This window comes from Chryseolinea lacunae (assembly GCF_016735595.1).
In the GTDB taxonomy this organism is placed as follows: Bacteria; Bacteroidota; Bacteroidia; order Cytophagales; family Cyclobacteriaceae; genus Chryseolinea; species Chryseolinea lacunae.
Window position 1 is genome coordinate 903,080 of sequence record NZ_JAERRB010000001.1, and the last position, 22,346, is coordinate 925,425.

Below are 22,346 nucleotides of genomic sequence, written 5' to 3' on the forward strand. Positions count from 1 at the left end.
GCAAACTTTCTAACTTTCAGGCCGGAAAACATCCAACCGGTATTCTATGTGCGGCATCACGGGAATCTTTGCCTTTAACCTCGTCGGGAAATTCAACAAGATCCACATCACCAACGCCACCATGGCGTTGCAAAAACGCGGTCCTGATTTTCAGGACATCTATCTCGACGACTGGGTTGGGCTGGGCCATCGCCGCCTCTCCATCATCGACACCCGCGACGTGGCCAACCAACCCATGTGGGACGGCACCAAACGCTATTGCATTGTTTTCAACGGCGAGATTTTTAACTACCGCGAACTGCGCACCGCACTCGAAGCAAAAGGCATTTCATTCTCCACACAGTCAGACACCGAAGTGCTGCTGAAACTTTATATCCACGAAAAGGAACAATGCCTGTCAAAACTGAATGGCTTCTTCGCCTTCTGTGTGTATGACCGCGTGGAGCAAACCTTCTTTGTGGCCCGCGACCGCTACGGCATCAAACCGCTGCTCTATGTGTTTGACGAAGATAAGTTTTTGTTTGCTTCTGAAATGAAGTCGATCGTTCAATTCGGCATCGACCGCACGCTTGATCACACCTCGCTCTACACGTATTTGCAACTCAACTATATCCCCGGGCCGGACACGATTTTCAAATCGGTGAAAAAACTTTTGCCCGGCCACTACATCAAAGTCAGTCGCCAGAAGATGGAAGCGGCGCGCTACTACGACATTCCCTACAACCGCGAGCAGGCCGAACAAAACAAGATGTCGTATGCCGATGCCAAGGAGAAGTTCAAAGAACTGCTGGAAGCCTCTGTGAAAAGAAGACTGGTGGCCGATGTGCCGCTGGGTGCATTTTTAAGTGGCGGCATCGACTCGTCGGTGGTGTCGGCATTGGCCAGCAAACACAAGCCCGACCTCCACACATTCTCGATCGGCTTTCGCGACGAAAAGTTTTTTGATGAAACGGAATATGCACGCCTCGTGGCCAAGCGGCTCAACACCAAACACACGGTGTTCTCGCTCACCAACAACGACCTCTATGCCCACGTGCATTCCATTCTCGACTACATCGACGAGCCCTTTGCCGATTCGTCGGCCATAGCCGTCTACATCCTCAGCAAAGAAACACGCAAGCACGCCACGGTGGCCCTGTCGGGCGACGGTGCCGACGAAATGTTTGCCGGCTACAACAAACACGCTGCCTTCAGGCAAATCACCAACACGGGCTGGAAAGAAAATATGGTGGGCGCCCTCGGCCCCCTTTGGAAGGCGCTGCCCAAATCGCGCAGCGGCAAGTTTACCAACGTGGTTCGTCAGCTGTCGCGTTTCAGCGAAGGCATGAAACTCTCTTCCAAAGATCGCTACTGGCAATGGGCGGGCTATGCCGGCAAAGACGAAGCGCTGAACATGTTTCAACCCGAGCTGCGGGCAACCCTCGGCCTCGCGGAGTTTGCAAGCCGCCAGCAAAACATTCTGCGACACCTGCCCGAAAAAGAAAACATCAACGACATCCTGCTCACCGACATGCAACTGGTGTTGCCCGACGACATGCTCACCAAAGTGGACCTGATGAGCATGGCCCACGGCCTGGAAGTGCGCGTTCCTTTCCTGGACTATGAAGTGGTGAACTTCGCGTTCAGCCTTCCGGTAGAATACAAAATCAACCCAGACCTGCGCAAACGCATCGTGCAAGACGCCTTCCGCGATGTGCTTCCGGAAGAATTATATAACCGTCCTAAAAAAGGATTTGAAGTGCCCTTGCTGAAATGGTTCCGGAGCGACATGAAGTCACTCATCACAGACGACCTGCTTTCGAAAGAATTGATTCTGGAACAAGGCATCTTCGACTACAGCGTGATCGAAAAACTGAAACAACAACTGTTTTCAGCCAACCCCGGCGACGTGCATGCGCGCATCTGGGGACTCATTGTGTTTCAATGGTGGTGGAAGAAATATATGCGCGGTTATCAGGCGCCGGAATAGATCACTGCACAGCCTTCACAAACTCAAGCCACGCGTCTCTTCCCAGCACAAAGAAATAAAAGAAGCCACCCATCCAACCGTGGAAGAGTCCGAGAATCCAAAGATTTCGATATCGCAGGTAGAGTAAGCTATAGCCAATGGCAAGACCCAAAGTTGCAAACACCAAAGGCAATGAAGGAACGTGCACCACCGAAAACACGATAGCACTTATGGCAACAATGACAGGAGTTTTGATGGTTACGCCTTCCATGTCTTTCAGATTTCTGACCAGCAACCCAATGATGAGAAATTGCTGAATGGTTCCCCAAACGGGATAGAGAAGCAACGCAAACACGAGATGTTCATTGAACAGCAACGTTCTCTTCAACAAGCCCAGAGTAACAAACACGGCCAGCGCCAGCAATGCCACCGGCCCAATCCAGCGAAGGCTGCTACCAAATCCCTCCTTGCGAAATCCCCAATAGGCCGGCGCGCCAGGATTGGTTTTGATACGATAGAGAATATAAACCAACCACAACAGGCTGGCAGATGTGACATACCAGAATTTGAGCTGTAGAAAATCAACCATCACAAACTTGCCAAGACCCGTAACCACCACGGCAATAATTTCAAACATTCGGATGCGTGGGGAATAGTAGGCAGGTGTCATCGTTGGTTTCGGATCTATAAAGATAACATACGTTGTCAAAGACGAAACGGCTTCCCTTTGGAGAACATCTAAAACAGGAGTACTTTTCGATCAAACCAGATCGCCATGAAAAATCTGTTGCGAGCCGAAGAAATCGCTCAATTTGCACTCGCCATTTTTTTAGTGAACACGCTCCCCTATCCGGGCTGGCTATACGCCGTGCTTTTCCTGGCACCCGACGTGGGCATGCTGGGCTACCTTGTGAACACAAAAGCCGGCGCAGCATGATACAACCTAACCCATCATAAAGGCTTGGCCATTGCGCTCTACCTGGCCGGAGTTTATTTTCAACTTGACTGGCTTATTTTCACCGGCCTCCTTTTGTTTGGCCACAGCGCTTTCGACCGCATTTTTGGCTACGGCCTAAAATATCCCGATCACTTCAAACACACCCACCTCGGCTGGCTGCCCGATCCAAAAAAGAACATCTCGTCCTGATCACGAAAATGGCATACAAACTTTTTCTCGACGACCTGCGCACCGTAGCCATGGTGTACCCGCTTTTGCCTGACGACACCTTTGTGACAGTGAGAACGTGGCAACGACTTCAAAAAAACTATTCTTGAAAAAGGTCTTCCCGAATTTATCAGCTTCGACAACGACCTGGGTCTCGATGAAAATGGAAACGTAGCCGACGACGGCTATGCCGCAGCAAAGTGGCTGGTCTATGACTCAGGACTTGACTTGTCGCGACTTCAATTCTATGTGCACTCGGCAAATCCCGTGGCCTCGGTTCAAATAAAAAGTTTGCTCGACAACTATATCGATTTCCTGGAGTCTGAGAAAACGCCACCGGCAGAATAGTGCTTTAGCACAACTACACCACCGGCTCAATCAAATCCCAAAGGTTGCCATAGAGGTCAGCAAACACCATCACTTTGCCATAGACTTCTGTGTGCGGCGCGCGCACAATGGTGACGCCTTTCGCCTTCAGGTTGTCATAGTCGCGTTGCAGGTTGTCGGTGTGCAGAAACAAAAACACACGACCACCGGTTTGATTGCCCACGCGCGACTGTTGCTCGTCGTTAGCGGCTTTGGCCAACAGCAGGCGGCAACCGTCGGAGCCCGGAGGTGCCACCAGTACCCAGCGTTTGGTTTCGCTCAGCGCGGTGTCTTCAATCAGTGTGAAGTGAAGGGTGTCAACATAGAATTGAATGGCTTTGTCGTAGTCGTCTACCACCAGCGCAATGTGTACGAGATTTTGTTTCATGCTTGTTCGCGATAAAAAAGGGAGCGAAAGATAAATGAATTTACCCTTCGCTCCCGGAGTGCTCACCACAAATTGTGAAGTGTGTTTACTTCAATTTCAGAGAATGCCGTTGGTGTGTGGCATCTGGTCGGGCACGCGCTGTTTCACACTCCAATGTTCAGCGATCTTGCCCGCGTCAAGCCGATAGATGTCGTAGATCACAAACGGAACCTTGCTCCACTCCATCGACGATTGGGCCACCACAAAATTGCCTTCGCCCAGCACGCGATGGGTTTGATAGTTCTCCACGTTTTTCAACCACGCTTTCAATCCCTTCACGCCTTGACCCGCATCGGGATCGTGCTGAATGAAGTTGTCGACAAAATACATCGAGGCTTCGTCCCATTCGCGACCACGCAACACGGCCAGTCCGTATTCGGCAATCAGGTTTTTATTCATGGCCGTTAGCGACAGGTCGCTGATCTCGACCGGGCCTTCCACGAGGGTGTTCTCTTTGCCATCAACCGTCAACGGCTGCACGGCATCCCAATGCTCGGCAAACATGCCGTCTTTGAGGCGGACCATATCCAGCACGGCCATTTTTTTTCCACCAAAGGTAATCAGCATGTGAACCGCCACCAGGTCGCCGTCGGCAACGATGCGTACAAAAGGCTTGGGTGGATTTTCGGGCTTTGGCATTTGTTGCAGCATTCGCAACGACTCCAGCAAGGCAGCCTTGCCAGGCTTTCCGGCGGCGCTGTGCTGAATGTAGTCTTCGGCGATGCACTGTTCGGCCAGCGCGAGGTCGCCCTGCCCTATGGCCTTACGCCAGAATTCAAGTACACGTTCTTTATTCGACAATTGTGTTTGCATGATCAATCGGTTTTTTGTTGTCGCAGCCATGCATGCGAAAATGCATATCCCTCCTGCGACGAAATGTTTCCACTGCATAGTCTTGCGCTATTAAATATTGAAAAAGCAGGCAACCGCGACCGCGGACACCCGGTGACAAAACCCCTTCATGATATTCCCCGCTACAAGGCAGGGTTGGGGTGAGATATAGTATGTAGCGTTACTTTTTGATAGTCCTAAGGTAGCAAAATTGATCCAATCGCGGCCAGCATTTTCCGCTTCTTTCTGTAATTCCAACACCACATCACAGACCTATGCCTTGAACCTGGAACTATGCTTCATTTTGCAAACTACAAAAAGTCGTATGGGCGCTTCACCGTGCTCACCATACACGACCTCACGGTGCCCGCAGGCATCTACTGGATCAGAGGCGCCAACGGCTCCGGGAAAAGTACGCTGTTAAAAACCATCGGCGGCATGCTCGCGTTCGACGGCGACATTGTGCTAAACAATCAGAGTGTGAAGAAGGACGCCATCGCGTTTCGCAGCGTGGTGAACTTTGCCGACGCCGAACCGCTCTTTCCGGAATTCTTGACCGGCCAGGAAATGATAGACGTGTTTGTCACCGCCAAGCAAGCGTCCGACGGTCAGGCCGAATATTTTGTCGACAGCATGCACATGAAAAACTACCTGCACCAACCCCTGGGCACCTACTCCAGCGGGATGCTCAAGAAGCTGTCGCTGGTGCTTGCGTTTCTCGGAAACCCCACGCTCATTCTCCTGGACGAACCGTTGATTACACTCGACGCCGATTCGCTCACCATTCTCTATCGCTGGATTGCCGAAAAGCACCGCGCCGACGGCACCATGTTTTTTCTGTCGTCGCACCAGGAACCCGATCACGTGGCCTTGCCCATCGACGGTGAGATGAAAGTAGAAAACAACAGGCTGACCTTTCCTTGCTGATGCAGTCGCCCATCACCACCGTGCTTCTTAAACTATTTCCGCGAGGTTTCTTCCGCGCACATGCCGGATTGTTGCTCTTTCTTTTTGTGTCGATACTAAGCTACTGTTTCTACATCCAGGTGCTGAACGACATTCTGCCGGAGTGGTCCACATTTTTTCACTTGTTGGTGACCCTCACCTTTGTGAGCGATCCCATCATGATGGCCATCGTTTTTTTTGTCTGGTTGCTCTATGCACTCAAGAGCTGGCATTTTGTGGCTGGCCAACTGCAACTGCCACAACATCAATTTTTGCGCTACAGTGTCACGGCCAGTTCGCCCGTCACACAATTCAAAAGCTGGTTTGTGGTGCAGCTTGTCATTTTCATTCCAGCCATCGCCTATGGTGTGGTGGCCATGGGCATCGGGTTGTTGTTCGGGCATTTTGTTGTTCCCCTCATTATTCCCGTATACATCACGCTTCTTCTTGCGCTGAGCGCGTGGGTTTATGTAAGGCTGATGAATCGTGTTGTTGATGGCGGGCAACAAACTTTTCTTTTGAAACTCACGCACCAGTGGCGAAAACCATTGTTTAGTTTCACGTTGTATCACCTGCTCGATGGGCAGCGGCTCACCTTCGTGGTCACCAAAATATTATCGGCGCTTACCCTCGCCGCGATGTTGCACCTGTTTGCGTTGGAAGGGCTGGCATTCCGGACAATCGCCATCGGTGTGTTGTCTATCGCCACGTCGCATGCCGTGTTGATTTTTCAGGCTCGACGGTTTGAGGAAGAGCGGATGAGCTTTGTCCGGAACTTTCCTTTGTCACCACGGCTTCGATATGCGCATTTCGCGGCGGTCGCGTTGATTCTGTTGCTTCCGGAATGCTTTTGGCTCTTCACCATGTTCCCCATTGCAGAAGCGTTGCTACACATGCTCTTTAGTATTAGTATGATGATGCTTTTTTACGGTTTGTTATATGGCATCGGCACGAATATGAAACACTATTTATGGTGGGTATTCGGGTTGTTTGTGTTGTACTTCATTTTCATTTTGTATAGCCTTGTACCCGCGCTGATCGTATTGAATGTTATAATTTCGTTAAGGCTATTTTACCGGAATTATTTTGCTCATAGCGCCTGACGTCGCCTATAGGCGTATGCTTTTTTTGTTACTTACAAGCGTAACTAGAGCACGCTAACGGCACTAATTTTGCAAGGAGGTTGCCTAAAGGATTCACTTATCAAACCTAATCTCTATGAACTTTAAATCTGCACTTTTTTCCATTGCGTTCTTTATCACGGTGTTTGCCAGTCATGCCCAGACTTCAAAAGGCGGATTTCTATTGGGTGGCTCGTTCGGTTTTTCAAGTACAAAAAATTCAAACGTCTACTCCGCTTCACCGATAGTAAGTGAAGCAAAAGTACTAAGGCTAAGCGCCAGCCCTAACATCTCTTATTTTGTAGTTGACAATTTGGCGCTGGGCCTCACGCTGCCTTACAGTTATGACCACTACACCTTTTCCAACTCCAAAAGCAAAACTTCAGAATATGGTGTCGGGCCAGTCGTTCGCTATTATATTCCGTTCGGCAAATGGGCGTTATTCCCCCAGATTAGCTATACTTTGGGACGATCTGTCACCACTGGAACGTACACGGTAACTTCACCGCCCACCACTGAATACAAAAACACTGGTAAATTCACCAACTTCCATGGAGGTGTTGGTTTGGCCTACTTCCTCAATCCAAGCATAGGCATTGAGGGAATTCTCTTTTATGAAAAAGACAAGTACACGTACGACAACTTGGAGCCTAGTGGGATCAACTCAACCAACGAAATAAAAAATTCCAGCATCAAATTTAATATTGGCCTTCAAATCTACTTCTCACGGAAGTCATAACGAAAAATCGCCAAATCGCATAGGTTCGCACCATTCTTCGTGAAATATTTGCAATACCAAAAACATGACCCTCGCCCATGCAAAAATTTACGCTACTGGTTGGCAATGGCATCAACAACATTGAAAAGGACAACAGCTGGGAGAACCTGATCAAAGAAATCGGCCAGTTCTGCAAGATCGGTTTTGCCATTGACGACGAAAAGAAAAAACAGTTCCCGCTGCTCTACGAAGAAATTTTTCTGTCGTCGGCGCGCGACTGCAACATCCGCGAAAACGACCTGAAGAAATTTATTGCTGAGAAAGTCTCCGTCATCAAAAGCAATGTGCTGCACGACGCCATCCGCGCCCTGCCCATCGACGACATCATCACCACCAACTACGAGTTTTCGCTGGAGGGCACTATGCCCGAAAAGAACGAAGGCATTGTGGGCGAAAAACTCTACAGCATCTTCCGCCACTACACCGTCGACAAAAAACGCGTGTGGCACATTCACGGCGACTGCCTCTATCCCAACTCCATCAACCTGGGGTTTGAACACTATGGCGGGCAGCTTCAGAACATCCGTAACTACGTGGCTACAGGCACATCCTATGCCTCCAAAAAGGCGAGCCGTCTGCCGCTCATGAAACGCCTCGAAACCGGCCACCTCAACGGCGCATCGTGGATCGACCTTTTTTTCACCACCCACCTCCACATCATTGGCCTCACCTTTGGCTTTGTGGAAACCGATTTGTGGTGGCTGCTCACCTACCGGGCCCGCATGAAAATACGCGACAAAAAACTCGTGCAAAACCAGATCTCCTACTACATCCCCGAACGCTTCGCCGCCGCCAGCAAACACAAGCTCGACCTGTTCAAAGCCACCGACGTGAACGTAGTGGTGATCGCCAAAGACGATGAAGCCTATTACCGCCACATCTTTGAAAAGATAACCAACAGATAGTCTTCACCATACCTTTTCGTCGCCTGTTGACTCTTGCGCTAAACCTAACGTGGCCTACCTTTGTTTCTATAAAACACTAAATCGTTATTCGCCCATGCACCACCGCTTCGTCATTGCCCTTTTCATTGTTCTGTTTGCCGCCTGCCAGCCACGCAAAGAACAATCGTCAGAAACAACAGCAACACCCTCGCAGTCGGCGGTGCTTCAATCGGGATGTTATGCCTTTCACAAAGGCGGCTCCACCATTCAACTCGACCTGGAAGTGAACGGCGAAAGGGCCAGCGGACAACTGCTCTATTCGCTGGAAGAAAAAGACAAAAACACGGGCACCATTCACGGCACAGCAAAAGGAAACACGCTCGATGTCTATTATGTATTTCTGTCGGAAGGAATAACCAGCACACGCGAAGTGATCTTCCAACTCACCGACAGCGCCCTGGTGGAAGGCATCGGCAACCATGAAGAACGAAACGACACTTCTTTTTATGCCGACAAATCGAAGGTGCGCTTCGAAAACAGCCAGGTGGTGTTAACGCCTTGCCCGAAGCCCTGAGTTTTTCACAAGATCAACTTGGCCCATTAAGCAAGAAGGGTAAACGAGATGATCTCGTTTACCCTTCTTCAAGTATACACTTTTTAAATTTCCTAAATCCTAAAGTCCAGGCTGTTTCAACACAAAGCCCGTGCGTTGTTTTTCATCGGCCACGATTTTGCGCACATCGCCAAGAAGTTTTTTAGCATCGTAGATGATGCCGTCTTTGATGGTATACTTCACGCCGCCCACGCGCACCACTTTGTTGTCGTCGGTGAGTTTGATGGCGCCGGTGCCATAGAGCACCTGCAGGTTCATGAGGGGGTTTTCGTCCACAATCACAAAGTCGGCAAGCTTGCCCACTTCCACAGAGCCGATCTCTTTGTCTTTGCCCAACGCCTGTGCACCATAGAGTGTGGCCGAACGAATTATTTCCAGGGGATGAAAGCCTGCTTCGCGCAGCAATTCAAGCTCACGGATGTAGGCAAAGCCATAGAGTTGAAAAATGAAGCCGGAGTCGGAGCCCGTGGTCACGCGACCTCCGCGGTTTTTATACTCGTTCACAAACGTCATCCACAGGCGGTAGTTCTCACGCCAGTTCACTTCTTCTTCGGTGCCCCACGCGTGCCAGTAGGAGCCGTGCGAAATTTTACTGGGCTGATAGAACGTCCACAGCGACGGCAAGGTGTATTCTTCGTGCCACTCGGCGCGGCGTGCACGTTGCAAGTCGCGGCTGGCTTCATAGATGTTGAACGTGGGGTCGAGCGTGAAGTCAAGGGCCAGCAGGTCGTTCATCACTTTGTTCCAATGTTCGGAATAGGGCGCAGCGGCTTGCTTCCACAGTTTGCCGGCTTCGGCAAAACGATGTTGTTCGTTCTGATAGTTATAGTCCAGCGGATAATCCTGTATGGTCCGGTTTTCAAACAGTGCTTCGGGCAAACCATACCAGTGTTCCATCGACGTGAGGCCGGCTTTGGCCGAGTTCACCACATTCCAGCGTGCCACGTCCACTTGGGCATGGTGGCAGGCCGAGCGCAATCCAAGTTCTTTGTTTTTACGCAAGGCGGCGTCCATCACCGTGGGGCGCGCGCCAAAAAATTTGATGCCGTCGGCGCCTTTGTTCTTGTTGTCAACAACCCACGCCACCGCTTGCTCGGGCGTGGTGATGGGTTCTTTGCTGCCTTGTCCAAACACTGTGTAGGCCAACAGGCGCGGGGCCGTGATGCGATTTTCGGCGCTCAGCTTCTTTTCGTCAAGCACCCAGTCGAGGCCATTGCCTGCCGAAGGGTCGCGCACGGTAGTGATCCCGTGGCCCATCCAAAGCTTGAAGACATATTCGGCATCGGGCGCCTGCCCGCCACCAATGTGCCCGTGCATGTCGATGAAGCCGGGCATGAGATACATACCTTCGGCATTCAGTTCTTTTCCGCCCGGCTCCAGTTTGGGACGACGATCGTTGCTGATCTCGACGCCCGGATAGCCCACGGTTTGGATAGACACAATCTTGTTTTGCTTCACCACGATGTCGGTAGGGCCAATGGGAGGCGCACCGGTTCCATCGATGAGCATCACGCCACGGATGATGAGTTGGGGATAGGGGCCATCGCCTTCTTTCTTCTCGGGTGCCTTCTTCACTTTTTCCTGCGCGAGGCCGGAGAAGCAAATCATGAAACAGAGCAAGGGTAAAAACTTCTTCATATCTTATCTGTTGATAACGTTGAAACTACACAACTTTAATGGAAATGAAAATGAAGTTACCTGCCATTGGCATAATTTGTCTGCTGTCATTTGTTTTCTTTTCCCGTTGTGAGCGTGTGAAGCCCGAGCCTCCCAAACCAACGATGCTCGACACCACACTCACGCCGCCGCTATCAACAGTGGTCATCCCGGTCTATTATCATGTAGACAGCCTGGAGGCCATCATCAACAACAAAGTGAAAGGCACATTCCTGAAAAAGTGGATGGTGATGAATCCCAAAGGCGACAGCCTCTACCTCGAAATGTCGCGCACCGGTCACCTCGACATCGAATGGAACAAGAACGCACTCAGCTGCACCTTTCCGCTAAAGGTGTCGGCCAAGTTCATTAAACGCATCGCGGGCATCAAAATCAAAAATGCACAAGCCGTGGAGATGGAAGTGGTGTTGCACATCGAAACCACCGTAGGCATTGGCAAAGACTGGAACCTGGCGCTCAATTCAACCTTGGGACACATCACATGGGTGAAAGACCCTGTGCTGAAGGTGGGCATGGTGAAAGTGAACCTGCGCAAGAAAGTGGAAGAAGCCCTGAACCTCCACAAAGAACAACTCATCACCAAAATGGACGACGCCCTTCGCGACATGCTCAACACGCGCAAGATCATTGTCAAAATCTGGAACGACCTTCAAAAGCCCATCCGCATCAACAAGAAAGGTCTTGAAGTGTCGCTCAAGCCTTATGCACGCGACTTGAAAGCACGCCTTGCGCAAGACGGCAAGTTCATTGTGCTCGACGTGGAACTGGAAGCCTCGGTGCAAACCATCCTGGAAGGAGACGACATACCCAAGTCGAACACAACCCTGCCGGCATATAAACCAAAGACATCGGAATCGGATAGCCTGAAAATTTTCGTATGGGCCAACCTGCCCTTTTCAAAAGCCAACCAGTTGCTGGAGAAAGAACTGAAGGGAAAGGCCATTGCGGCCGAAGGCTACTCGGCCACCCTGAAAGACATCACCACCTACGGAACCGACGACGGGCTGGCCGTGAAAGTGCGGGTAAAAGGCGACATCACGGGCGACGTGTATCTGCGCGGCACTCCTTATTATGATACAACGCGGGCCGTCTTTACCTTGAAAGACTTCCGTTTCGATGTGGATTCCGAAAACGCACTGATCAACACCGCCGACTGGATGCTGCACGACAATGCCCTGGGGTTTGTGCAGGAAAAACTGGTGGTTGATATGCAGCCGCTTATTGACCGGTTACCCGAATTGATTGAAAACGGCATCGAAAAAGGAAAATCGGGCAACAAAATCAATGTCTATGTTGAACGCCTGCAGTTAACGCCCCAGCAAATCCTGATCACCCGTGATAATATTCAGATCATTTTGAAGGCCACCGGCAAAGCTTCCATAGGTCTGGAGAAAAAGGTGTTTGCGGGCAAAAAGCGTAAAAAGGCATAATTTCGATTGCACCCGTTTTCAAACACAACATTTTATTTGCTTTCGCATAACGCTTCCGTAATGCACTTTTTCTTGTTCAAGTTTCTGTAAATCAAAACGTTGTATACAATTTTAGAACATCTCCACGCGGTGTGTGGCCCGAAATAAACCACAAGCATATCGAACCTTTTCCCCAATAAGTTTCTGCAAGGCTCCACTTTTTAAAAATTTTATAATTTTTCACCGATTTCAGTTAGAATCTCACCCTACCTAAAACGTTTCCGTGAATTTTTTTTCAAAAGTGGGTCATTTTTTACCCTATAAGTGAAATCTTTAACCAGTTATTAATAACAACCAGTAAATTTTTACCCCTATATCCTAAAAACTACAAGCAAATGAAAAAATCAATCGTCTTTCTCGTCCTGCTGATTGCGATAAGCATTCTGGCAGTCTTTATGCCGGGCGTTCCAACAACCATCAATACCGAAGGCATGAATTCGGGTGATGTGGCCTGGATGCTGGCGGCTTCCGCCATGGTATTGCTCATGACACCCGGCCTGGCTTACTTCTATGGCGGGATGATTGACACCAAAAACATTATCACCACCATGCTCCAGAGCTTCATCGCCATGGGCGTGATCTCGGTGCTGTGGATCGTTGTAGGTTTCAGCATTGCCTTCGGCACAGACGTTTCGGGCCTCGGCCTGATTGGTGACCCCACAACCTACTTCATGTTCAACAATGTGCTGGATGCTCCGCTCTGGGGAACCATTCCCCTGGTGTTGTTTGCCTTCTTCCAATTGAAATTCGCCATCATCACCCCCGCACTCATCACGGGAACATTCGCAGAACGTATCCGCTTCAAGTCTTACATCCTTTTCCTGGTGTTGTTCTCCTTGTTCATCTACGCTCCCCTGGCACACTGGACATGGCATGCCGACGGCTTCCTCTTTAAAATGGGTGTGCTTGACTTTGCCGGCGGAACCGTAGTGCACATGTCGGCTGGTTTTGCTGCCTTGGCCGCTTCGATCTACCTGAGATCAAAAGGTGAAACAAAAGCTCCTATTTCTCCTGCAAACATTCCTTTCGTATTGCTTGGCACAGGCTTGCTGTGGTTCGGCTGGTTCGGTTTCAACGCCGGTAGCGCCTTGACTGCTGGTGCCCTTGCTGCTTCTGCTTTTGCTACAACCAACACGGCTTCGGCTGCTGCCGGTCTTGCCTGGATCTTGTTCGATGTGGCCCGTGGCAAGAAACCTTCTGCCCTTGGCTTCTGTATCGGTGCCGTGGTAGGTCTCGTGGCCATCACACCCGCTGCTGGTTTCGTGACGATCCCTTCGAGCTTGTTCATTGGAACTTTCGCGGCCATCATCTCTAACGTGGTGGTGCATTGGAAACAGAAAACTTCTTTGGAAGATACACTCGATGTGTTCCCTTGCCACGGTGTGGGTGGAGCAGTAGGTATGGTGATGACCGGTTTGCTGGCCAACGTGGCGGTGAATCCCCTCAACACCACCGGCAACGGTTTGTTCTTCGGCGAAACTCACCTGTTCGTAGTGCACATGATCGCCCTGGTGATTGTGGTAGGCTACACGTTCGTAGGATCGATGATCCTGTTGAAACTGACCGACCTCATCTCGCCTTTGAAAGTGTCTGCAGAAGAAAAGAAACTGGGTTCCGATTTCAGCCAGCACGGCGAAAATCTTTACCCTGCCGACTTCAGCACACTGAAAGAAGAAATGGCCTGATAAAAAGAAACCGTCCCGATGAATTGTCGGGACGGTTTATAAAAATAACTCATACGACCTAACCTAAACCTAAGCCTTATCCCTAAATCCAATCCCTCAACCCTAACCCCCAACGTATGACGGTGTTTACAACATTCACACACAGTTCTTAAACAAAACAGGCTGTAATTTTTTCAGGAGTGCTTTGCCTGAAAAATATGAAGCAGCCAATGAACCGGGCGATTACTATTAGCCTATTGATCGCTCACCAAAGGTTCACTAAAGCATCCCAAAGGGAGTGTGAGATACTCCCCAGGGATTACTCTAGCTTATTGTTTACTAAAACACACAACAAAATTATGAAATTTCAAAATCTGAGACTTCTCTTTACCGTGGCTTTTTTAGGATCTGTCTTCGCGGTTTCCGCACAGGACTCGACCAAAACTTTTACGCTATCGGGATCGATCGATACATATTACCGCACGTCATTCAAAACCAAAAATCCCTTTGCCGAATCCTATAGCGGTGGCTTAACACCCTATGCTTCGTCTACCTCGTTTGCCGATCTCAAAGGTTTCTCTTTGGGTATGGTAAACCTGGTGGCGGCATACCAAGGTGAGAAAGCCGGATTCGTGGCCGACGTTGTATTCGGTCCCCGTGGTAAAGCAGCCGTGTTCGGCACAAAATCCGGACAGGCCATTATCAATCAGATGTACGCATACCTGAAGTTGGGCAAGTCAGTAACCCTGAACTTAGGTCAGTTCAATACCTTCCTCGGGTATGAAGTGATTTCTCCCACCATCAACTTCAACTACTCTACTTCTTATCTGTTCTCATGGGGTCCCTTCAATCACACGGGCTTGCGTGCAGACTTTGACTTTGGCAACGGCTTCATCGGTAAACTTGCCGTGATGAACCCTACCGACATCGTTGAATTTAACCCGGTCAACACCTACACACTCGGCTTGCAATTGGGCAAGACCTCCGATGCGGGTGGCATCTGGTTCAACTTCCTCTATGGCGATCAGGATGGCAAATTGAAAGTGGAAGAATTCCCCGGTGCTGACGGCGACCTTACGTCTGCAGGCAAACTGTTTCAGGCCGACCTTACTACCGGCTGGAACCTGAGCGATGCATTCTACCTCGGCTTCAACACCTCGTATCAAACAACAGCTTCGGGTGAACGCTTTGTGACCCCCACACAAATCCAGGACATCGGCGGCGACGGCAGCTCGTTCTTTGGCGTGGCCATCTATCCGAAAGTTACCCTTTCCGAAAGCTTTGCACTCGGTTTGAGAGCAGAACAGTTCATGGTGAAAAACGGTCACCTCGGCATCTTTGGACTGGACGACAACGGCGACGGCAGTGTGACCGAAGTTACCCTCTCTGGAAACTACAAGGTGGGAGGCCTCACATTGATCCCCGAATTCAGAATCGACAAAACCAGCGAAGATTCGTTCTTCGACAAAAACGGCGATCCCAAAACCCTGATGTCATCGTTCACGATGGCCGCAGTCTACAAATTCTAAGCATAACATAACTTTTAACCATACTACCTCTATGTCAAAAACTAAACTTGAATACATCTGGCTCGATGGATACAAGCCCACTCAGAGCCTGCGGAGCAAAACCAAAATCGTAAGAAACTTCGATGGCACCCTGGATGGTTGTCCCGGATGGTCTTTCGACGGAAGTTCCACAGAACAAGCTGACGGACATTCTTCCGACTGCCTGTTGCAACCGGTGGCCCTCTTTCCGGACCCCGCGCGCAAAAATGCATTCCTCGTTATGTGCGAGGTGCTGAGCCCCGATGGCACGCCCCACGCGTCCAACGGTAGGGCCACTATCGAAGACGATGACAATGATTTCTGGTTTGGTTTTGAACAAGAGTATTTTCTGTGGAATCCCGAAACAGACAAGCCGGTAGGTTTTCCTTCCAGCGGATATCCCGGTCCTCAAGGTCCCTACTATTGCTCGGTGGGCGCGAAGAATGCCTTCGGCCGCGAGATTGTAGAAGAGCATCTTGACTATTGCCTGGAAGCGGGCATCAACGTGGAAGGTATCAACTCCGAAGTGGCCACCGGCCAGTGGGAGTTCCAGATCTTCGCGAAAGGTGCCAAGGCCGCCGGCGATCAGGTTTGGGTAGCACGCTACTTGCTGGAGCGCACCGCCGAGAAATACGGTGTGGCCATCAACTGGCACTGCAAGCCGCTGGGTGCCACCGACTGGAACGGTTCGGGCATGCACGCAAACTTCTCGAACGAACTGTTGAGAACAGCCGGTTCGAAAGACGTGTACGACACCGTGTGCCAGGCGTTTGCCCCACTGGTAAAAGAACACATCGCCGTCTACGGCGCTGACAATCACCTGCGCCTCACCGGCAAACACGAAACACAATCCATCGACAAGTTCTCGTATGGTGTGTCGGATCGTGGCGCATCTATCCGCATTCCCATCGCCACCGTAGAGAACAACTGGAAGGGCTGGCTCGAAGACCGCCGACCTAACTCAGCGGCCGATCCCTACAAGGTAGCGGCGCGGATCATCAAGACCGTTAAAACTGTTCCCGAATACGCCACGGCGAACGGACACTAATATTAAAAATTTTTAGGGCGTCTGGTTGTAGTTTGAAGTCGGGTAGAAATGCCCGGCTTCTTTTTTTATATCTCGTTCCCAGAAACTTGAATGTGTTGTAAACTTCTTTTTACTTTGAACAATTGTTACGATAACATCACCCAAACATGATCCATCCCCACACGGAACTCAAGTTTATCAGCGACAAAATCGGGTACGGCGTAGTCGCCACCAAATTCATCCCCAAAGGCACCATCACCTGGGCACTTGATAAACTGGACCGCATCTTCACGCCGGCACAAGTGCGGGCCATGGACCCCCTCTACCAGCACGTGCTCGACACCTACACCTATCGAAACCCCGAAGGTAACCACATCCTCTGCTGGGACAACGCCCGGTTTGTGAACCACAGCTCCAACTCCAACTGCATCACTACGGCCTACGAGTTTGAAATCGCCATCCGCGACATCCAGCCCGGCGAGCAGTTGACCGACGACTATGGCTACCTGAACCTGGAAGAACCTTTTGAAGTGGTGCCCGAAGAAGGAACCGACCGTGTCATCATCTACCCCGACGACCTCGTGCGCTACTATCACGTGTGGGATGAAAAACTGTTGGAAGCGTTTGAACGCCTGCAAGGCGTGGAGCAACCTCTGTTGCACATTCTCGAAGCCACCACCCTGGCCAAGGCCCGCCGCGTTTCGGCCGGCGAAGAGCAGATGGATTCCATCCTTAACTGCTACTGCCCCAAGCATGGCAAAATAAACGGCGAAGCCCAACAGGTGAAAGTACGCTCACCCAAAGTGGCCTACCCGTTCTGATTGTCCTGAGAGCCCACAAAGAGCATCAGGTCGTTTTCAACTTTCTCACGATCCTTCCAGAAATTCCGGCTAAACACCATGTGGTGCTTCCATTTCTTTTGTGTGAGCAACGTGGGCGTGTAGGCATGCACCTCTTTGGCTGAAATGGCCGAGAAATAGCGCACGTCGTCGGTAAGAATCACCCCGATATATTGATCGTCCTTCAGCACGTTGATGTCGGTGAAGGGCAGCGCCTGCGTGTCGAAGACAAACTCCGGAATGCGGCCCGTGCTCCACAACTGCAACCGGCGACTGAGGAACCAGGCCTCGGTTTGCTGGCTGGGCAACGTGGACTGCGTCTTGTAGTTTCCCTGGTATACCTCGCGGGCAAACGCGAGGTATTGCTTCAACAGCTTCGGCCCTTCGTTCTTCACATCGTCTACCTTTAGCTGCTCAGGCAGGATGCTGGTGACGATGATGATTTTTTCGCGGCCACGGGTCACGGCCACATTCAACCGGTTCTCGCCCCCTGCCATGTTGAGGCTTCCGAACTGCATGCCCATTTTGCCATGCTTGTCGGGCGCATAGCCCACCGAAAAAATTATGATGTCCTTCTCGTCGCCCTGCACGTTCTCAATGTTCTTCACAAAAAGCGATTCCGGAATGGCTTGGCCACGGGCCGCCGCTTCGGTTTCCAGCGCATCGAGCACAACCATCTGCTGGGGCGCGTTGAAGGTGACCACGCCGATTTCCTTGTCGGGATATTGATTCAGGATGTCCAGTACACGCCGGGAAACCTCTTCGGCCTCCACCGCATTGGTCTGGTTTTCCCACACGCCCTCCACCTTGTGATATTCAAGCGGAGGATCGTTGGTGTTGATCACGTCGCGGTCGGGCAACAGCTGAAGCCTGCCGCCATAAAAATGTTTGTTCGAAAAATCGATAAGGGCCAGCGACTTGCTGCGGTAGTGTCCCTGCAAATGCACCGTGCTGAGGTAGCGCGCCGACAGCTCCAACAACGACTCCACCTCCAGGTCGGGGTTTTCCTGCTCGTCGTTCCAACGCACCTGGTAGAGCTCGCTGGGACGCAGCTGTTTGTCGTCGCCGGCCACCACCAGTTGCTTGCCGCGATACATGGCGGGGATGCCACGCTCGGCAAAACACTGCGATGCTTCGTCAAAGATCACCAGGTCGAACATACCGGTGGTCATCGGGAAAATGGCCGACACCGATTCGGGCGAGGCCATCCAGCACGGCACCAATTGAAACAGTTCATAGGGAAACGCCTCGATGAGCTTGCGCAGCGGCCAGATCTTTTTCTTCTTCGTGACCTGGTGCAGAAGGTCGCGATAGGTCACCATGTTGTTGAGACGGTTGTATTCCAGGTTTTCATATACGCGCTCGCGCGCCTTCACCCACAGAATTTCCTTGCTCAGCTTTTTCTTCTCTTTCAAACATTGCCGCAGCTCATCTTGCAGTGTGTCCATCTTCATAGACGACACGGCGCGCAGAATGGGATATTTTGTTTCGATGTGATCGATCCACGCGAGGCGCAGGCTGTTCTGAAAAAGCAATTCCATCGCCTCCCCTTCCCAGTTGCCCAACTTGTCGTGCAGTTTCAGAATGGCATCGCGCTCAAAAAACGTCAGCGTTTCCTTGAGCGTGTCATACTCGCACAGCGAATCAAAATCGCGTTGCAGGATCTTCCGGTAGTCAGCTTCCTTGGCAGGCTCCAGAATGATTTGCTTCACCTGAAAGGGTGTGAGCCACTGAAGCCACTCTGATTTTTTTGCATCGATAGCGCCCACAATGCCCAGCAGGTCGCGCACCAGCAAAATAAATTCGTCGCGGTTGTATTTCTGAACGTTGATGGCGCCTTTGATTTCGCGAAGCGTGTTGAAGATGAGCTTGGCGCGAATGGCCAGCTTCTGTGCCACAAACCATTTTTGCAACGAGGTCTGCTTATAGTTTTCGGGCAAGGCCATCAGCCACGGTTTACTCTTCAACGCCGTGAGGTGATGTTCGAGGTTGAGGCGGCTGTCGATACGTTGCTCCAGCACCTGCAAGCCTTGCTTGTTGTATTCAAGTCCATTGGCCACCAGCACACGGCGCAGCAAAAATTTCTCTTTCGAAAACAATTCCCAACGGATCAACCGGATCAGGTTGGTGCGTGAATCGAGGCGATGTTGCAACGCTTCCTGAAATTTTCCCAATTGGTCGGATGCCACCGTGATTTCGGGAGGTTCGTCGTCGTAGCAATTCAGCACCACGCGCTCCATGTTGGAGAGCCACAGCATACTGGTTTCGTCGTCCGATTCGCCGATCATCGACTGGAAGTAATAATAGGTCTCGTCGTCTTTCAGCACGCTGATCATGCCCAGGATGTCATCGGTTTTGGAAGCCAGCGCCGCGCAGTCGTCGAGATGTGGGCGGATGCCGATTTTGCTTTCGATGGCATCGGCCACCTGTTTTTGAAAGGCCGGGATGTCGGACAGTGCGTGCTCAATTTGTTTTTCGTCGGAAGGCTTAAGCCCGGCAAACGAGCGACGATCTTTCCAGGCATAATGATCCAATCGGCCCGCATATTGAGCATAGGTTTTCAGCTTTCGCAAAAACTCGTGCAACGTCTGAAAGCCAAAAAACGGATACTCCTGTTTGATGTTCACCGACTGGCCATGCAGGTCGGATGTGAGGTAGAGTTCCTTCACGGAAATGCCCGACTCTTTGTCGTCGAACAAGGCGTGTTTAAATTCCTCCAGCTCTTCGGTGATCTGATCGATGCGGCGGCAAAGCTGAAAAAACTTCCGTTCGGTTTGAATCACGTCGATGCCGCGGTTGCGTGTTTTAAATTCTTCTACGCGTTCGATCTGTCGCGCAATTTTTCCATAGATGTCTTTGCGGTCGTTTCGAAAGTCGTGCACCAGTCCCAGAAAATCGCCGAGGTCAATTTCCTTCAGCCGGTCATACACCACATCCAGTGCGGCGCGCTTCTGGCACACCAGCAATGCCCTTTTTCCCGACGCAATGGCATCGGCCAGCAGGTTGCAAATGAGCTGCGATTTGCCCGTGCCCGGAGGGCCTTGCACCACGATGGACCGGCCGTGCTTGATGGCCTTGATCGCATTTTCCTGGAAGGCATCGAGCACAAAAGGCGCAAATATTTTTTCTTCGCTGATGTTGGGGGCCAATGCATTGCCTTGCGCATTCAACGTTTCTTCGGTGTTGCTTTTTTGAAGAAAGAAGTCTTCGAGATCTGTAATGGAATCGTTCTCGATCAGGTTCAGATAGTCGGGCACCAATTGTGAGCCGGCCTGTGGAAAAATTCCCAGCACCGCTTCAGGATAAAGTTTCAGTTCGCCGTTGCGCAGCGTTTCTTCCAGGGCTTCTTTTTTGAAGGCCTCAAACGGCATGAGGGTGTCCTGAAAATTGTCAGCGTTGAAATTGATTTCCACACGGTCGCGCAGCAGTTCATAGAGCTGGGTGCGAAACACAACGCTGTCGTCTTCAAAATCTTCGAAGCTGGTGTCCAGCAAATCTTCTTCAAGCTTCACCTGGTTATAGAATGCAAATGCCAGCAGAAACGATTTGTTGAATGTGATGCCCGCGTCTTTCCGGGGCTGGATGACCCAGTGTTGTCCCTCTTGAACGATCTCTACAGGAAAATACAACAGCGGACAACGCACCAGCGACCCGTCCGAAAATTTTCCACGCACAAAGGGCCAGCCCACATGCAGGTCGTTGGATCCGCGCTCTTCAAAAATGAAACGGTCGATGCGTTGTAGCTTTTTCAGTTTCTTGCTGCTCTCGTTGTTGGCTTCCATGCGGCTGTCGAGCACCTGGCAAACTTTTTTTGGCTTGCCACCAATAAGGGCCTTGATGAGTTCGAACGACGGCTCGCCGTTGAGGAAGCTCAGTTCTTGTATGTCGATGAGCTGCTCGGCGTGCAGGCGCAGCAACAGCAGCGACCGGTTGTTGCCCGACAGGTTGGTGAGCCTGCGCAGGTAGGTGGGCAATATATTTTTGGGAATATGGTCCATGATGTTCGGTGTTGGATAGGTAAACAGCGGCGGCCGCACACGGGTTCTGACGCGTCAGTTCCGAAAGGTTAAATATGGTGCGATTTTGTCAATGATTTGAACGTCGAGCCCGTGTATCTTTCGAAGATCGTCCGGGGAATTAAATTCTCCATGTTCCTTTCGATAAGCCACAATGATTCGCGCCGCGGTTCGCCGGATGAGCGGGTGGGCCGCCAGTGTTTTTTCGTCGGCCGTGTTCACGTTTAGTTTCTTGGGCTGAAAATTCTCCACCACAAAACATCGCTTCTCCAGCTGCCGGATCGCGGCCGTGTCCAGACCATAGACCTCGCTCAATTGTTGCAGGCTCACAAAGCCTCCCAGGGCATCCCGGAATTTCAAAATGCGCAACGCCAATTTTTCGCCAATGCCATAAAGGCTTTCCAACTGTTCTGCGTCGGCCTGGTTCAGATCGAAACGCACCACTTCTGGTTTTTTCCTGACATCGGCTGGAAATGGTTTGTGTGCGAAAAGTGTGTCCTTCTTTTCCGGCAGCGTGATGTAGGAAAAAACGCGGTGATAGAACGCAGAGTCTACACCATAAATTTTGAGGAGGTCGGCCTTCACCCTGAATTTTCCGCCTTTCTCCCGGTAGTGTGCAATCCGCGTCGACAAAGCCGCCGATAAACCCAACTGTTGCCACTGCGCCACGCTGATGATGTTGGGATCGAACGCAAACAGCAGCGTCTGTTTTTTAGACTTCGCACCCCCTGTGGCAACAACCGAATCGTTTTGTTGAGCGGCCACCCAAAAGGCTACAAGGCTGTCGAGTTTTGCCTGGTCTTTGGTGTTGTCATACGGGCGTGGCAACCGCCAGGCTTTCCACACGGTGGGCGCAAACAGAATGATCACCAGCAGGGGAAGCAACACCAGAAACCCGTTCACCTGTGCACGGGAGAATCCAAAGAAATCACGGACATAACGCTGTATGCGATTCATAAGGCCTAACGTTGTCACTAAAGTGGCAATTTTTTTCAGACATCCAAATGCCACACACTTTTCGTAAATTCA

General features: G+C 51.0%; 18 protein-coding genes and 1 pseudogene. 13 read left to right on the forward strand and 6 right to left on the reverse strand.

What is annotated here, in order from left to right; all coding sequences use genetic code 11:
- Window positions 1-46 precede the first annotated feature (46 nt).
- On the forward strand, window positions 47-1,969 hold the full coding sequence (gene asnB / locus JI741_RS03495) for an asparagine synthase (glutamine-hydrolyzing) (RefSeq protein ID WP_202007414.1): 1,923 nt from the start codon (window positions 47-49) through the stop codon (window positions 1,967-1,969).
- A gap of 1 nt (window position 1,970) precedes the next feature.
- On the opposite strand, the gene JI741_RS03500 is transcribed toward asnB, so the two are convergent.
- Window positions 1,971-2,618, reverse strand: coding sequence for a CPBP family glutamic-type intramembrane protease (locus JI741_RS03500; protein ID WP_202007416.1), 648 nt, complete (start codon window positions 2,616-2,618; stop codon window positions 1,971-1,973).
- A gap of 105 nt (window positions 2,619-2,723) precedes the next feature.
- Here JI741_RS03500 and JI741_RS03505 point away from each other — a divergent pair.
- Window positions 2,724-3,095, forward strand: a pseudogene (locus JI741_RS03505) (DUF4260 domain-containing protein).
- Between the two features lie 147 nt (window positions 3,096-3,242).
- Window positions 3,243-3,461, forward strand: coding sequence for a cyclic-phosphate processing receiver domain-containing protein (locus tag JI741_RS33010; protein ID WP_369411726.1), 219 nt, complete (start codon window positions 3,243-3,245; stop codon window positions 3,459-3,461).
- A 13-nt stretch (window positions 3,462-3,474) separates the two neighbouring features.
- Here the strand turns inward: JI741_RS33010 and JI741_RS03510 are convergent, their stop codons facing one another.
- Complete coding sequence (locus JI741_RS03510) at window positions 3,475-3,867, reverse strand: VOC family protein (protein ID WP_202007418.1); 393 nt, start codon at window positions 3,865-3,867, stop codon at window positions 3,475-3,477.
- A gap of 96 nt (window positions 3,868-3,963) precedes the next feature.
- Window positions 3,964-4,719 (reverse strand): nuclear transport factor 2 family protein, encoded by a 756-nt coding sequence (locus JI741_RS03515; RefSeq protein WP_202007420.1) that lies wholly within the window; start codon window positions 4,717-4,719, stop codon window positions 3,964-3,966.
- A gap of 312 nt (window positions 4,720-5,031) precedes the next feature.
- Between JI741_RS03515 and JI741_RS03520 the strand changes: the two genes are divergently transcribed.
- The 5 genes from JI741_RS03520 (at window position 5,032) to JI741_RS03540 (ending at window position 9,039) form a co-directional block, all read left to right on the forward strand.
- Window positions 5,032-5,664 (forward strand): ABC transporter ATP-binding protein, encoded by a 633-nt coding sequence (locus JI741_RS03520; protein WP_202007422.1) that lies wholly within the window; start codon window positions 5,032-5,034, stop codon window positions 5,662-5,664.
- The gene (locus JI741_RS03525) at window positions 5,664-6,785 is read left to right on the forward strand and encodes a hypothetical protein (protein WP_202007424.1); all 1,122 of its coding nucleotides are present in this window, start codon (window positions 5,664-5,666) and stop codon (window positions 6,783-6,785) included. The genes JI741_RS03520 and JI741_RS03525 overlap by 1 nt, the downstream gene beginning before the upstream one ends.
- Window positions 6,786-6,900: 115 nt before the next feature.
- Window positions 6,901-7,542, forward strand: coding sequence for an outer membrane beta-barrel protein (locus JI741_RS03530; protein WP_202007426.1), 642 nt, complete (start codon window positions 6,901-6,903; stop codon window positions 7,540-7,542).
- A 77-nt stretch (window positions 7,543-7,619) separates the two neighbouring features.
- Window positions 7,620-8,486, forward strand: coding sequence for an SIR2 family protein (locus JI741_RS03535; protein ID WP_202007428.1), 867 nt, complete (start codon window positions 7,620-7,622; stop codon window positions 8,484-8,486).
- A gap of 49 nt (window positions 8,487-8,535) precedes the next feature.
- Window positions 8,536-9,039 carry a hypothetical protein gene (locus JI741_RS03540; protein ID WP_202007429.1) on the forward strand — a complete coding sequence of 168 codons (504 nt, stop codon included), beginning with the start codon at window positions 8,536-8,538 and terminating at the stop codon, window positions 9,037-9,039.
- 99 nt (window positions 9,040-9,138) lie between these two features.
- On the opposite strand, the gene JI741_RS03545 is transcribed toward JI741_RS03540, so the two are convergent.
- The gene (locus JI741_RS03545; protein WP_202007431.1) at window positions 9,139-10,716 is read right to left on the reverse strand and encodes an amidohydrolase family protein; all 1,578 of its coding nucleotides are present in this window, start codon (window positions 10,714-10,716) and stop codon (window positions 9,139-9,141) included.
- 44 nt (window positions 10,717-10,760) lie between these two features.
- On the opposite strand from JI741_RS03545, the gene JI741_RS03550 reads away from it, so the two are divergent.
- The 5 genes from JI741_RS03550 to JI741_RS03570 all read left to right on the forward strand — a co-directional run bounded on the left by JI741_RS03550 (window position 10,761) and on the right by JI741_RS03570 (window position 17,283).
- Window positions 10,761-12,185: a DUF4403 family protein gene (locus JI741_RS03550; protein WP_202007433.1), complete on the forward strand. Its 1,425-nt coding sequence runs from the start codon at window positions 10,761-10,763 to the stop codon at window positions 12,183-12,185.
- Between the two features lie 374 nt (window positions 12,186-12,559).
- On the forward strand, window positions 12,560-13,909 hold the full coding sequence (locus tag JI741_RS03555) for an ammonium transporter (protein ID WP_202007435.1): 1,350 nt from the start codon (window positions 12,560-12,562) through the stop codon (window positions 13,907-13,909).
- Window positions 13,910-14,247: 338 nt separating this feature from the next.
- Window positions 14,248-15,417 (forward strand): outer membrane beta-barrel protein, encoded by a 1,170-nt coding sequence (locus JI741_RS03560; RefSeq protein WP_202007437.1) that lies wholly within the window; start codon window positions 14,248-14,250, stop codon window positions 15,415-15,417.
- Window positions 15,418-15,448: 31 nt separating this feature from the next.
- On the forward strand, window positions 15,449-16,483 hold the full coding sequence (locus tag JI741_RS03565; protein ID WP_202007439.1) for a glutamine synthetase beta-grasp domain-containing protein: 1,035 nt from the start codon (window positions 15,449-15,451) through the stop codon (window positions 16,481-16,483).
- A gap of 146 nt (window positions 16,484-16,629) precedes the next feature.
- The gene (locus JI741_RS03570; RefSeq protein WP_202007441.1) at window positions 16,630-17,283 is read left to right on the forward strand and encodes an SET domain-containing protein; all 654 of its coding nucleotides are present in this window, start codon (window positions 16,630-16,632) and stop codon (window positions 17,281-17,283) included.
- Here the strand turns inward: JI741_RS03570 and JI741_RS03575 are convergent.
- A complete protein-coding gene (locus JI741_RS03575) occupies window positions 17,271-21,299 on the reverse strand; it encodes an AAA domain-containing protein (protein WP_202007443.1) in 4,029 nt (1,342 codons plus the stop codon). The genes JI741_RS03570 and JI741_RS03575 overlap by 13 nt on opposite strands.
- A 54-nt stretch (window positions 21,300-21,353) precedes the next feature.
- Window positions 21,354-22,274 (reverse strand): ComEA family DNA-binding protein, encoded by a 921-nt coding sequence (locus JI741_RS03580; RefSeq protein WP_202007445.1) that lies wholly within the window; start codon window positions 22,272-22,274, stop codon window positions 21,354-21,356.
- Window positions 22,275-22,346 lie beyond the last annotated feature (72 nt).